The organism is Peribacillus sp. NPDC056705, from assembly GCF_043656335.1.
Map to the genome: position 1 here is coordinate 1 of NZ_JBHTYI010000054.1, position 13,081 is coordinate 13,081.

Sequence of the window (13,081 nt, forward strand, 5' to 3'; positions counted from 1 at the left end):
TGTTTGACTTGCTCATTTGCTTTTTTGATAGTGTGTGCTCACTTAAAATTTAACGTTGGCGCTTTGTTTTGTTCAGTTTTCAAAGAGCGATTTATTGTCGTTACTTCGTAAGCGACTTTATTATCTTATCATTCACTCAACCTATTGTCAACAATTATTTCAAATTGTTTTTCGATTGAGCAATTGACAATGTCGTTATTGGCGACTCCTAATATATTATCAGGTTAAAGAGTTATCGTCAATGGTTTAATTGGTTTTTTTTAAAAAAACTATAACATGATGAAAAACCCAAGGAGATATTCCTTGGGGTCTTCATCAGAGTGAATTCGACGCAATATCCTTTAAATGATCCAATAACCAATGGCCGCCAGGGCGGCAACTCCCGGTATTCCAAGCAGGCCGGCGACTGCCGAGGTAACAGGGTTGATGGGTACATGAATGCCAGCTTGATTCCCAAGTGTATTCAAAAAGAACAAAAACGCTGCACCGATAATGACCTTTATAATCCCCTGCCCTATAAACCGGACAGGTCTTAATGGCGCCCCGATAATGAGGAGCATTACAATCAGGCCGCCAATTACGGCAACAAAGACAACTGGTTCCAAACTCATTCCTCCCCGCAAGCTTGTACTACACTTATATGAGGAAATCGATGGATTAAGAACCGAAAAAAATGGCCATGAGGATCAGTAATCCTTCACAGCCATTTCCTAATCATCTTTTTAAGCGGACATTCCTTCTTTTAACTTCCCTGAATAAGTAGAAATATTTCACTTCCGCCAGTCTCGCTTGGGCGATTACTTCCTCAGATGGATCAACGCTTTTTTCGAGTAATGATTTTTGATTATGCCAATTCCATTTCAAATGTTCAAGCTCTTCGATTAATGAATCATTGAATTCATTCCGAAGTTTCTTTTTTTTACGAAAGAACAAGTGAAGTCCTCCCAGCTATCTTATATTTCTCTTCTTCCTTCTATTGCTTTTGATAGCGTCACTTCATCCGCATACTCCAAATCTCCGCCAACAGGAAGTCCGTGGGCAATTCGGGTCACTTTGATGCCTGATGGTCTAAGCAACCGCGAAATATACATGGCTGTCGCTTCACCTTCAATGTTAGGATTAGTAGCCAAAATTACCTCCAGCACTGTTTCATCTTGCAGGCGCTTTAATAAATCAGGAATATTTATATCTTCCGGACCGATTCCGTCCATCGGGGAAATACTGCCATGCAGTACATGGTATAAACCATTGAACTCTCTCATCTTTTCCATAGCTATTACATCTTTAGGGTCCTGAACCACACAAATCAAACTTCTGTCCCTCTTTTGATCTTCGCAGATATAACAGGGATCTTGATCTGTAATATGACCACAGACTGAGCAATACATAAGATTCCGCTTAGCATTAACAAGTGCTTTTGCAAAATCCAAAACAGTATCTTCCTTCATGCTTAATACATGAAAGGCTAATCGAGCAGCCGTTTTAGGACCAATCCCCGGCAATTTCATAAAACTGTCAATGAGCTTGGAAATTGGTTCTGGATAATGCATCGAATTCCTCCTAAAAATTTCAAAAGAAACCCCCTGAATGGAAGTTTCTTTTGAACTTGCTTAAAACATACCCGGAAGGTTCATTCCCTTAGTGAATTGTCCCATCGTTTGGTTTGTCAGTTCTTCCGCCTTTTTCAAAGCATCGTTAGTCGCAGCCAGCACTAAATCCTGAAGCATATCGATATCATCCGGATCGACAACTTCCGGTTTGATGACTACATCGACTATTTCTTTATGTCCAGTCACGATGACCGTCACCATTCCGCCGCCAGCAGTTCCTTCAACCTTTTTTTCACCTAATTCTTCCTGTGCCTCTGCCATCTTCTTTTGCATCTTTTGCATTTGTTTCATCATGTTCTGCATATTACCGCCGCGCATACCCATTCTTCTTACCTCCAATTATTCTTTAATTTCAAGTAAATCATCGCCGACTAATTTTCTAGCCTCTGCTATAAAGGGGTCTTCTTCTTTTGATTCCGTTTCTTCTGGACCGTCGAACTGCTGTGTCGATATGAAATCCTCCCGCAACCTTTGCCACTGGCTCTCCGGAACTCCAGCTATCTCCATTCGGTGTCCGGTCAATTGCTGCATGATCGAGGCTATCACTTCCACGAAACGGTTATTTTCCATTGCCATTTGACAATGAATATCATATTTGAATTTTACCACAAAAGCTTCAGTAGACGCAGCAACAGGTTCTGCCTCCGTTAATAAAGCTGCCAATGATTTTTGGTTTTGCTGACCTAACTGTTCAAGCAATTCCCCCCACTTACTTTTCACAGCATTAAGATCTGGCTTCGTAGCTTGTTTCAAAACTTGATTGATCTTTCCTGCAGGTGCTTTATACGCTTTTTTAACGGCCCTTTGCGCCTTAGCCTGCTCTGCAGGTTTTTCCGTCATGGCTGCCGGGATGCCGTTTTTCTGCATTTCGAGTAATTTCTTCTCTAAATCTTCTATTTTCTGCAGCAGCTGTTGAAGCTGCCCGTTATCACTTTGATTTGGCCTTTGCTCATTACATAACTTCACAAGTGCCACTTCAAGGAAAATCCTTGGATGATTTGTCCATTTCATATCCTGCTGTGTTTGATTGAAGCTTTCAATAATGGAGTAAATCGATTCAGAAGAGATGACTTCTGCCAATTCCTTAAATTGGGGATCTATTAAAACACGCTCGAAGGATTCTGCCAGTGCCGGTGCCGTTTGATACAAAAGCATGTCACGGAAATAATAAATCATGTCTTCTATGAACCTGGCCGGGTCTTTTCCCATGGCCAGCAATTCTTCAAGGACTTCAAGTGCCACCGCTACTTCTTTATCATATATGGCTTTTGCCAGCCGGCTTAAAAATGCCTGTGACACAGAGCCGGTGACAGTCAATGCATCTTCCACAGAAACCGTCTCCGAGCTGAAGGATATCGCTTGATCAAGAAGGCTTAGTGCATCTCGCATCCCGCCTTCGGCTGCCCTTGCAATGATATGCAGGGCTTGTTCATCACATGAAACACCTGTTTCTTCAATGATTTGTGACATCCTGCCAACTATATCTTGAGGCTGGATCCTTTTAAAATCAAACCTTTGGCAACGGGAAATGATCGTTAGTGGAATCTTATGAGGTTCAGTCGTCGCCAATATAAAAATCACGTGCTTCGGAGGTTCTTCCAATGTCTTTAAAAGCGCATTGAAAGCCCCTTGTGAAAGCATATGTACCTCATCGATGATATAAACTTTATATGTAACCGCATTAGGAGCATATTTAACCTTATCACGAATGTCACGGATTTCCTCGACACCATTATTGGATGCTGCATCAATTTCTATAACATCTGATATGGAACCATCGGTGATTCCGCGGCAGGTAGCACATTCGTTACAGGGCTCACTTATCGGGGCATGCTCACAATTCACTGCTTTTGCTAGAATTTTGGCAGCACTTGTTTTCCCTGTTCCACGTGGACCGGAAAATAAATAGGCATGCGAAACCTTCTGCCCGACCAAGGCATTCTGCAACGTTTTCGTTACATGTTCCTGCCCGACTACATCAATGAATTGTTGTGGCCGCCACACCCGGTATAATGCTTGATACCCCACGGAAATCCCTCCTTCTTTTCTCCATCTTGTTTATTATACATTACTGATTTCCTTAATTTCAAAGCCTAAAAAGAAATTTCATCATTGCCTCATTTTTTTCAAGAGTACCAAGCACTTTACCTTCTTGGCATAAAAAAAAACCCACCCGATACGAATGAGTTTTTTGTTTATGTAAAATAACTGCCGTGCACCTTCTGTCGATTAGCAACCATAAGCGTTACTTAAGCAGTTAGCTCGACCCAGGCAACCCTGCGGCACATGAGAACTTCCACTTAATGCTGCTTCCTTCCGGACCTGACATGGTTCATGGAGTCCCATTGCGCAGGACCCGGGCGTCAACACCACTTACTTAAGGCAGGCCCTACAGAATGCTAACCTCGAGAAGGGATTCAACCTCGCTAGAGCGGATTGCGAGTACAGGGCACCGCTACCTCCCCGTCTAGCACGGCAAAAGTAATACCAATTTCACAGCGTCATGACGACGCATAATTCATTATACTAAGGTAACAAAAAAAACGCAAGTGTTGTTCATGAACAGTTTGATTCCAAATTTATCAAACGAAGCAAACCTTTTTTTCAACATTCGTTTTTCCTTATTTATTTTCTTCGGCAATCTTGAGTGCTTGCTCTCTTTTCAAAGTTTTCTTTCTATCCCTAAGCTCTTTAAAAAAAGAAGTCAATATCCAGCCGCACTCTTCGCCTAATACACCGCTTGTTACATCACATTGATGGTTAAAGCGTTCATCTTGAAGTAAATCCATGAATGTCCCCGCACAGCCAGCCTTTGGATCATGCGCTCCAAAAACAACCCTTTTCACCCTAGATTGCAAGATGGCCCCAGCACACATGGGACAAGGTTCCAACGTCACATATAATGTCGCATCTTCAAGGCGCCAACTGCCAAGTTCCTTGCAAGCCTCATTGATCGCAAGCAGCTCCGCATGTGCCGTCGCATTCTGTTCCGTTTCCCTCAGGTTATGCCCTGTCGAAATAACTTGATCATCTATTACGATTAAAGCGCCAATCGGCACTTCTTTCAACATCTGCGCCTTTTCTGCTTCCTTTAAGGCTAAATTCATGTAATAAACATCATCCTTCATAAAAAAACCCCCTCATATAAAGTAGGAGTAAACAGACAAATATAAGACAAAAATAAAGGTCATACTACTTGTTCTAATGAATAGTAACGCATGCGGCCTACGTGCTGCAAGTAAATTCTCACAATATAGGAGGATATACCATGAATCGACCTGAATCACCTTCTTTTGCATTGCTGATCATTGATATGATCAATGATTTTGATTTCAAATACGGGAATATGCTCCTTGAACATACGAAACTTATCGTCGATCCGATTTTGAAATTAAAAAAGCAAATGAAAGAAAAAGGTTTTCCAATCATTTATATCAACGACCATTATGATTTATGGCAGGCTGACTTCGATAAAATTATTGATAGATGTAAAAATGAAGGAAATGCCTCATTAATCGAAAGGATAAAACCCCAACAGGACGAATTCTTTCTCATCAAGCCGAAACATTCCGCATTTTATGGGACGGCACTCCATACACTACTTAAACGTTTAAACGTGGAAACACTGATCATTACCGGCATAGCTGGCAACATCTGCGTGCTATTCACGGCCAATGACGCCTATATGCGGGAATATAAATTATGGATTCCGAAGGATTGCATCGCTTCTGCATCAAAGGAAGATAATCATTACGCGTTAAAGATGATGAACCATGTTCTCAAGGCATCCATAAAAGATGGTGAAGACTTTTAAGCACCAATCGAATAAGGCACTAACCTCATGCCACCTCCAATAAACAAACTTTCATTCTCTTTCTTTATCAACCTGACAAAAATATCACTAAAGTCCCAAGTCTGTGATACAATATCTCTTGGCGAAAAACCTAATAACCGGGAATTTCAGCTTGATACCTCATGAAGGAGGACAGATTGGATGAAATCCACCCCATTTATCACCGTCGAAGGTCCAATCGGCGTGGGAAAAACATCACTTGCAAAAATTATTGCAGATCATTTTCAAATTTCATTATTGAAGGAAATTGTAGATGAAAATCCATTTCTCGGGAAATTCTATAAAGATATTGATGAGTGGAGCTTTCAAACAGAAATGTTTTTTCTATGTAACCGGTATAAACAATTGGAAGATATCGAAAAAAAGTATCTTACTAATGACCAAGCCGTGGTGGCTGATTACCATATATTCAAGAACTTGATATTTGCTGAACGAACGTTAAAGAACGGACAATACAATAAGTACCTTGAAATATTCAATATTTTAACACGTGATATGCCTAAACCTAATATGGTGATTTATTTAAATGCAAGTCTTGATACTCTTATCTCCCGAATCGGCAAAAGAGGTCGTGAATTCGAAAAAAATATATCCTCCATTTATTTAGAGCAGTTATCCGCGGATTATCGAACGTTCATGGAAGCATTTGAGAAACAGCACCCTGACATACCTGTTCTTACATTCAATGGAGATGAGCTGGATTTTGTCGGGAACAAGGATGATTTGAAAACGATAATCAGCCAAATAGAGAATGCCCTGCACAAAGGAGTAAAGTCAAATGAACTTACGAAAGAAATATAATATTCCAAACAACGCTGTCATTACGATAGCAGGGACGGTTGGCGTAGGAAAATCGACTATGACCAATGCTTTAGCCGATGCCCTTCAATTCAGGACATCCTTTGAAAAGGTTGATACGAACCCCTATCTGGATAAGTTTTACGATGATTTTAATCGTTGGAGTTTCCACCTGCAAATCTATTTCCTCGCTGAACGTTTTAAAGAGCAAAAAAAGATCTTCGAATATGGCGGCGGTTTTATTCAAGACCGTTCCATTTATGAAGACACCGGGATATTTGCAAAAATGCATTATGAAAAAGGCACGATGAATGATGTGGACTACGAAACTTATACAAGCCTTTTCAACGCCATGGTAATGACGCCATACTTCCCGCACCCTGATTTACTTATCTATCTCGAAGGTTCGCTGGATGATATCCTCGACCGGATCCAAGAGCGCGGCCGTCCAATGGAACAGCATACTCCAATTGAATATTGGCAGGAAATGCACGGCCGTTACGAAGAATGGATCGATCAATTCAACGCCTGCCCTGTCCTTCGGTTAAATATAAATGAATATGACCTTATGCAGGATGAAGCAAGCATCGAACCTCTTATAAAACGGATTGCCGAATATATGGAGCAAACCAAATTATTGCGAAATGTGTAAAACAGAAAAACCACCGGTTATCCGGTGGTTTTTTAATATATTAGAAAACAAAAATTCCGTTACATATCTGTAACGGAATTTATCGATATCCAATTTATGCGCTGTGGTTATTAATAAGTTATGGAGGAGGTAGAGGGATTCGAACCCCCGCGGGATTTGACTCCCCTGTCGGTTTTCAAGACCGATCCCTTCAGCCGGACTTGGGTATACCTCCGTATCAACATTTATTATATTACATGGAATTAAAATTAAAGTCAAGCCCTCTATAAAGTTTTTTTAAAATAATTTCAAACTTTTATAAAAAGGAGAATCAGCCTCTTTAATCAGAAGCTGATTCCCTTTAACTTACGGTTTAATGACTTCCACACCGCGCATATATGGACGTAATACTTCAGGAATGATAACACTGCCATCTTCCTGCTGATAATTTTCCAAAAGGGCAGCAACTGTACGGCCGATTGCCAGACCTGATCCATTTAGAGTATGGACATGTTCAGGTTTGCCTTTTACATCACGTCTGAAGCGGATATTGGCCCGTCTAGCCTGGAATGCTTCAAAGTTACTGCAAGAAGAAATTTCTCGGTACGTCCCATAACTCGGGATCCAAACCTCGATATCATACTTTTTAGCAGCAGTGAATCCAAGATCTCCCGTACACATGCTCAGCACTCGGTATGGAAGGCCTAGCAATTGAAGGACCTTTTCGGCATGACCTGTGAGATTTTCCAATTCTGCATAAGAATCTTCCGGCTTCACGAACTTCACTAATTCAACTTTATTGAATTGGTGCTGACGAATTAACCCGCGGGTATCACGACCAGCAGATCCTGCCTCTGAACGGAATGAAGCGCTGTATGCCGCATAGCTTATCGGCAGATCGTCCGTGCTCATGATTTCATCACGATGGAAGTTTGTCACCGGGACTTCGGCTGTAGGAATCAAGAAGTAATCATCACTTTCGATACGGAAAGCATCCTCTTCGAATTTTGGCAATTGACCTGTTCCCGTCATGCTTGCACGGTTCACCATATATGGCGGCAGCATTTCTTCATATCCGTGTTCCTCAACATGAAGGTCCAGCATAAAGCTAATTAAAGCACGCTCTAATCGAGCACCAAGACCCCTATAAAATACAAATCGGCTTCCGGTCACTTTTGCTGCCCGTTCAAAATCCAGGATTCCTAGATCTCCAGCTACATCCCAGTGCGGTTTCGGTTCAAACTTGAATTCCGGTAACTCTCCCCATTTACGGATTTCGACATTATCGTCTTCCGTCTCACCAACAGGCACACTTTCATGTGGAATATTCGGAATGGAAAGAAGTAATGTTTCTAACTGGGCTTCCACTTCACGAAGTTCATCATCGAACCCTTTGATACGGTCACCAACTTCACGCATTTCGGCAATCAACTGATCTGCGTCCTTTTTTTCCCGTTTCAATACGGCCACTTGCTGTGAAACTTCGTTTCTTTCACTTTTCAGCTTTTCCGTATCTGCAATCAAAGTCCGACGCTTTACATCCAGTTCCTCGAATTTACCTAAATCGGTCAAATCTTCTCCTCTAAATTGCAATACACGCTTCACTTCTTCAAAATTATTCCTTACATATTTCAAATCCAACATTTTCAGTTCCTCCTTAATAGTTTGATGATTTATCAAAGAACGCAAAAAACTCCCGTCCCCTGAAGAAGGGACGAGAGTTACCCGCGTTGCCACCCTAGTTGAAGGCGTATGAAAAAAACGCCTACCACTTATCTCGATAACGGCTTTTAACCGAAAGTATTTACTGACCCAAAAGGCTTTCCATACTCTGCTCCAGGAGGGATTCACAAAACTCTCACACCGATTTCCACCAGCCATCGGCTCTCTATAGAAAGAAATACTTGTTACTATATCCTGTCATTGCTTTCTTATATAATCAGATTGTTTTCCATAATGTACTATAATTTTACACATTACGCAACCGTTTTATACACGAAACTTAAAACCAGCCTTTAACAGTAGAAGCTACACTGCTCCATACGTCACCAAAGAATCCGCCAACTGCTCGCATTGATAATACAAACCAGTTTGCCTTTTCAACAGATTCAGCAGCTACGACGTTCACCTTAACCGGATCGCCGTTAATGTACCCGTAATCTTCTCCTTTTTTAGGAGTGACTGTGATGTAACCTAGCTTTTCACCTTTTTTGATTGGTGCAGTAAGCTTACCATCATCATTCAATTTGTTTTTATCGATCACTAAATCTGTTTTATAGTTATCTTTCTCACCATTTTCAACAAGTAGCTCGATTGCCTTTTCAGATTGGATCTTAACGCTTTTTTCCTTACCTTTTACTACTGAAAGTGTTTCTTTCCCTTTCACCTGGTAATTGGCAGGAAGGACTTTTTCCTTTTTAAAGGTTGCATAAGCATAGTTCATAAGCTTAGTGCTATCTGCAAAACGTTCGTTTTTATTAGTGGACTTCATAACCACCGTGATATAGCGCTGACCGTCCCGGATAACCGTCCCTGTATGTCCATAACCGGCAAAGTCGGTAGAACCCGTTTTCAGTCCATCTACGCCTTTATATTCAAATATCAGACCTGGCAACATCCAGTTGAAGTTCGGATATTCTTTTCCATCACGGAACTTCAATTTAGGAATGCTGGCGATCTTTAACACTTCAGGATAATCGTTTATTAAACGATAAGCAAGAAGGGCAGTATCTTTTGCTGTCATGATATTTTCACTATCTTCATTACCGGAAGGATATTGTCCTAATAAATCGGAGTTGTTCAAACCGCTGGCATTAACGAATTTATGGTGTTTCAAGCCTAATTCCTTTGCTTTTTCGTTCATTAACTTAACGAAGCTCTTTTCACTTCCGGAAACCAACTGTGCTAAAGCCACTGTTGCCGCATTTCCGGAATAGACGGCCATAGCTTGATATAGTTCCTTAACTGTATAATCTTCACCTTCCGTTAACCCAACATTCGACAAATTGGGTGCTTTTGAAAGGTCATGTACGTATTTATTTATTTTAACTTTTTGATCCCAACTGATTTTCCCATTTTTGATAGACTCCATTATGATGTACTCGGTCATCATTTTAGACATGGATGCAATCCCTAATACTTTATCGGCATTTTTTTCATACACGATTTGTCCTGTTTCACCATCAATGACGATGGCTGCCTCTGCTTTTAAACCTAAATTATCAGATTCAGCAACAGCTTCCCCCGGTTGATAGGCAAATTGCGACATAACAAGAACTAAAACAAAAGTAAAAATGAGGGTCATCTTGCTGATTTTTTTCAATTTCCAATACCTCCAACTTTTAAGCTAATCTCTATAACAAAGAAGAAACTTTATGTAATTCCCTTGACACCTTGTCTAGTTTATCACAGAAAAAATAAAAAAAATAGACAGAGTAATCGCAGACTCTGTCTATTTTAATAATAAATTTTAATGACGATTATATGTTAAATTCATTACATTGAGTAGTTCGGTGCTTCTTTGGTAATTTGGACATCATGAGGATGGCTCTCCCTTAACCCGGCACCGGTCATTTTGACAAATTGAGAGTTTTCCCTCAACTCTTCCAATGTGGCTGTGCCGCAATATCCCATACCTGAGCGAATGCCGCCAATCAGTTGGAAAATGGTATCTGAAAGAGGTCCTTTATATGGCAGGCGCCCTTCGATGCCTTCCGGTACGAATTTCTTGTTATCTTCTTGGAAGTAACGATCTTTAGATCCCTTTTCCATTGCAGCAACAGAGCCCATACCCCGATACACTTTAAAACGGCGGCCTTGGAAAATTTCCGTTTCGCCTGGGCTTTCAGTTACACCTGCAAGCATGCTGCCAAGCATTACTGCATGTCCGCCTGCAGCCAGGGCTTTAACGATATCACCAGAGTATTTAATTCCGCCATCAGCGATGATCGTTTTACCATGTTTTCTTGCTTCTGTCGCACAATCGAAAACTGCCGTGATTTGCGGAACACCTACACCAGCTACAACCCTTGTCGTACAGATTGACCCTGGCCCGATTCCAACTTTGACTACATCGGCACCCGCTTCAATCAATGCTTTAGTCCCTTCAGCCGTTGCCACATTACCGGCAATGATCGTCAATTCAGGATATGTCCCGCGGATTTCCTTCACCATTTCAAGAACGCCTTCTGAATGACCGTGAGCAGTATCGAGTACAATTGCATCGACATGGGACTTAACTAGCATTTCAACACGCTTCATTGTATCCTTAGTCACTCCGACTGCAGCACCTGCAAGTAATCTTCCTTGCTTATCTTTCGCCGAATTCGGGAACTCAATGACTTTCTCGATATCCTTGATCGTAATAAGTCCTTTAAGGACTCCATTATCGTCTACAAGGGGAAGCTTTTCAATTTTGTACTTTTGAAGAATCTTCTCTGCTTGTTCCAAGTTAGTTCCCACTGGCGCTGTGACCAGATTCTCTACAGTCATGACACTGGAAATCTTCAAGGAAAAATCGGAAATAAATCGCAAATCACGGTTTGTAATGATACCCACAAGTTTTTGGTCCTCTATATTGTTGACTACAGGAACACCCGAAATGCGATATTTACCCATTAAATGCTCTGCATCAAATACCTGGTGATCCGGCGTTAAGAAAAATGGATCGGTAATTACACCGCTTTCTGAACGTTTTACTTTATCCACCAGTTCAGCTTGTGCTTCAATAGACATATTTTTATGAATGATACCTAATCCGCCTTGACGAGCCATGGCAATTGCCATTTCAGCTTCTGTCACGGTATCCATTCCTGCACTGATGATAGGAAGGTTGAGCTTTAAGTTTTCAGCTAAGTTGACTTGAAGGTTAACATCTTTCGGCAAAACCTCTGATTTCGCTGGAATTAATAGGACATCATCAAAGGTTAAACCTTCTTTTGCAAATTTATTTTCCCACATTATTTTCCCCTCCTGCTTAAAAATATTATTTGTAGGTTATCAATAGGACATACTACTGTCAAGAAGAGAAATAAAAGTTTGATTATTCTATTAATTCGGAGGATCGCTGCAATGCCTGAAAACAATGATAATTTCGATAAATATACACCTTTTTTTTCCGCATCTTCCTCACAACTTTTTTTACAAAAATGTTACACGCATGAAAAAATAGCAGAAGCGGAAATAAAAAGTTATGATAATTGTTATCCATTTATTTACCATCTTGAACATGCTAAAACTTATTATAATCAGGCTGCCATTGCACCACTTTCCATACAACCGATCCTAACATTTTATGGATTCGCCCAATTGTTAAAGGCTTGTCTGCTCACGATCGATCCCAACTATCCGGAATCAACCTCGATGCTTGCCCATGGGGTTACTACGAGAAAGAAGAAAAAACAACAATATGAATTTTTAAAGGATGAAGTTAAAACGCAAAAGAACGGACTTTTCACCTGCATTGCCGAGAAGTTATTTCATATCAAGCATTTGGAGGGTGAAAAATTTTCCATGGGGACGCTGATAAAGGAAATACCGGATATGCAAAATTTTACATGGTCAATTTCCAAGAAAAATTTCGTCACCATGTTACCCTCTTCGAATGGTTTTCAACTGCCCTCAACGACATTGGATAGCTATCAAATGACCAGCAGTCGATTGGAAGAATTTTTGAAAGCTAAAACGAATCAAGTTTACAGTATTTCAGAAGCGCCTGGGACACTGCATTTAAAAACTGATGGCATTCCTATTCATAATGCTTCTTCCCCAATACGGTATAATTTGGCGGAAAGACAGTTCATGCTATCACTCAATAAAGATTCGTCAGCTTTTTCATTACCTGAACTTTTGATCCATTATTTGATTTCTTATAACCTTAGCATAATAGCTCGTTATGAAACAGAATGGTGGGCAGAACTGATGAAAACCATGCCCAATGATGATTACCCTTGCATTGTGCAATTCCTTAAAATAAGCCAAGCTAAGGTGCCATTTTTAATTTTTGAATGGATTAAGTCGGAGAGGTTCCACTTTTGATCCTCCCAACATCCAATTGGTCGATTGATCTGCCCCGAATGACGAAAAAAGACCAGCTGGATGGCTGATCTTTTTAAATGGCTTGGCGGCGTCCTACTCTCACAGGGGGAAACCCCCAACTACCATCGGCGCTGAAGAGCTTAACTGCCGTGT

At 40.8% G+C, this 13,081-nt stretch carries 13 protein-coding genes, 1 tRNA gene, 1 rRNA gene, 1 other RNA gene and 1 other annotated feature; of the genes, 4 read left to right on the forward strand and 12 right to left on the reverse strand.

The window, feature by feature from the left end; genetic code table 11:
* Positions 1 to 341 precede the first annotated feature (341 nt).
* From ACFRAK_RS26590 to tadA, 7 genes are all read right to left on the reverse strand, one after another.
* The gene (locus tag ACFRAK_RS26590; RefSeq protein WP_192207387.1) at positions 342 to 605 is read right to left on the reverse strand and encodes a pro-sigmaK processing inhibitor BofA family protein; all 264 of its coding nucleotides are present in this window, start codon (positions 603 to 605) and stop codon (positions 342 to 344) included.
* Between the two features lie 109 nt (positions 606 to 714).
* Positions 715 to 933, reverse strand: coding sequence for a YaaL family protein (locus ACFRAK_RS26595; protein WP_260288908.1), 219 nt, complete (start codon positions 931 to 933; stop codon positions 715 to 717).
* A 20-nt stretch (positions 934 to 953) separates the two neighbouring features.
* Positions 954 to 1,550, reverse strand: a complete 597-nt coding sequence (gene recR / locus ACFRAK_RS26600; RefSeq protein WP_034316264.1) for a recombination mediator RecR — start codon at positions 1,548 to 1,550, stop codon at positions 954 to 956.
* Positions 1,551 to 1,610: 60 nt separating this feature from the next.
* Entirely contained in the window at positions 1,611 to 1,928 is a 318-nt protein-coding gene (locus ACFRAK_RS26605) for a YbaB/EbfC family nucleoid-associated protein (protein WP_076373267.1), read from the reverse strand.
* 21 nt (positions 1,929 to 1,949) lie between these two features.
* On the reverse strand, positions 1,950 to 3,638 hold the full coding sequence (dnaX, locus tag ACFRAK_RS26610) for a DNA polymerase III subunit gamma/tau (RefSeq protein WP_387605011.1): 1,689 nt from the start codon (positions 3,636 to 3,638) through the stop codon (positions 1,950 to 1,952).
* A 183-nt stretch (positions 3,639 to 3,821) separates the two neighbouring features.
* An RNA gene (ffs, locus tag ACFRAK_RS26615) (signal recognition particle sRNA large type) lies at positions 3,822 to 4,086 on the reverse strand.
* 145 nt (positions 4,087 to 4,231) lie between these two features.
* Positions 4,232 to 4,738, reverse strand: a complete 507-nt coding sequence (gene tadA, locus ACFRAK_RS26620) for a tRNA adenosine(34) deaminase TadA (protein WP_192207385.1) — start codon at positions 4,736 to 4,738, stop codon at positions 4,232 to 4,234.
* Positions 4,739 to 4,878: 140 nt separating this feature from the next.
* Between tadA and ACFRAK_RS26625 the strand changes: the two genes are divergently transcribed.
* The 3 genes from ACFRAK_RS26625 to ACFRAK_RS26635 all read left to right on the forward strand — a co-directional run bounded on the left by ACFRAK_RS26625 (position 4,879) and on the right by ACFRAK_RS26635 (position 6,913).
* Positions 4,879 to 5,424, forward strand: a complete 546-nt coding sequence (locus tag ACFRAK_RS26625) for a cysteine hydrolase family protein (RefSeq protein WP_387707092.1) — start codon at positions 4,879 to 4,881, stop codon at positions 5,422 to 5,424.
* A 180-nt stretch (positions 5,425 to 5,604) separates the two neighbouring features.
* Positions 5,605 to 6,264 (forward strand): deoxynucleoside kinase, encoded by a 660-nt coding sequence (locus ACFRAK_RS26630; protein ID WP_387707094.1) that lies wholly within the window; start codon positions 5,605 to 5,607, stop codon positions 6,262 to 6,264.
* Positions 6,242 to 6,913 carry a deoxynucleoside kinase gene (locus ACFRAK_RS26635; protein ID WP_076373259.1) on the forward strand — a complete coding sequence of 224 codons (672 nt, stop codon included), beginning with the start codon at positions 6,242 to 6,244 and terminating at the stop codon, positions 6,911 to 6,913. The genes ACFRAK_RS26630 and ACFRAK_RS26635 overlap by 23 nt, the downstream gene beginning before the upstream one ends.
* 121 nt (positions 6,914 to 7,034) lie before the next feature.
* Here ACFRAK_RS26635 and ACFRAK_RS26640 read toward each other — a convergent pair.
* The 4 genes from ACFRAK_RS26640 to guaB form a co-directional block, all read right to left on the reverse strand.
* Positions 7,035 to 7,127: transfer RNA gene (locus ACFRAK_RS26640), tRNA-Ser, on the reverse strand.
* A gap of 131 nt (positions 7,128 to 7,258) precedes the next feature.
* Positions 7,259 to 8,536 carry a serine--tRNA ligase gene (gene serS, locus ACFRAK_RS26645; protein WP_387605014.1) on the reverse strand — a complete coding sequence of 426 codons (1,278 nt, stop codon included), beginning with the start codon at positions 8,534 to 8,536 and terminating at the stop codon, positions 7,259 to 7,261.
* 63 nt (positions 8,537 to 8,599) lie between these two features.
* Positions 8,600 to 8,825: a binding site (T-box leader), on the reverse strand.
* 69 nt (positions 8,826 to 8,894) lie between these two features.
* Entirely contained in the window at positions 8,895 to 10,214 is a 1,320-nt protein-coding gene (locus ACFRAK_RS26650; protein ID WP_394572849.1) for a D-alanyl-D-alanine carboxypeptidase family protein, read from the reverse strand.
* A 173-nt stretch (positions 10,215 to 10,387) separates the two neighbouring features.
* Positions 10,388 to 11,851, reverse strand: coding sequence for an IMP dehydrogenase (gene guaB, locus ACFRAK_RS26655; protein ID WP_063236531.1), 1,464 nt, complete (start codon positions 11,849 to 11,851; stop codon positions 10,388 to 10,390).
* A 111-nt stretch (positions 11,852 to 11,962) separates the two neighbouring features.
* On the opposite strand from guaB, the gene ACFRAK_RS26660 reads away from it, so the two are divergent.
* Positions 11,963 to 12,928, forward strand: a complete 966-nt coding sequence (locus ACFRAK_RS26660) for a YaaC family protein (RefSeq protein WP_387605015.1) — start codon at positions 11,963 to 11,965, stop codon at positions 12,926 to 12,928.
* Positions 12,929 to 13,008: 80 nt separating this feature from the next.
* Here the strand turns inward: ACFRAK_RS26660 and rrf are convergent.
* Positions 13,009 to 13,081, reverse strand: a 5S ribosomal RNA gene (gene rrf, locus ACFRAK_RS29835); the annotation flags it as partial.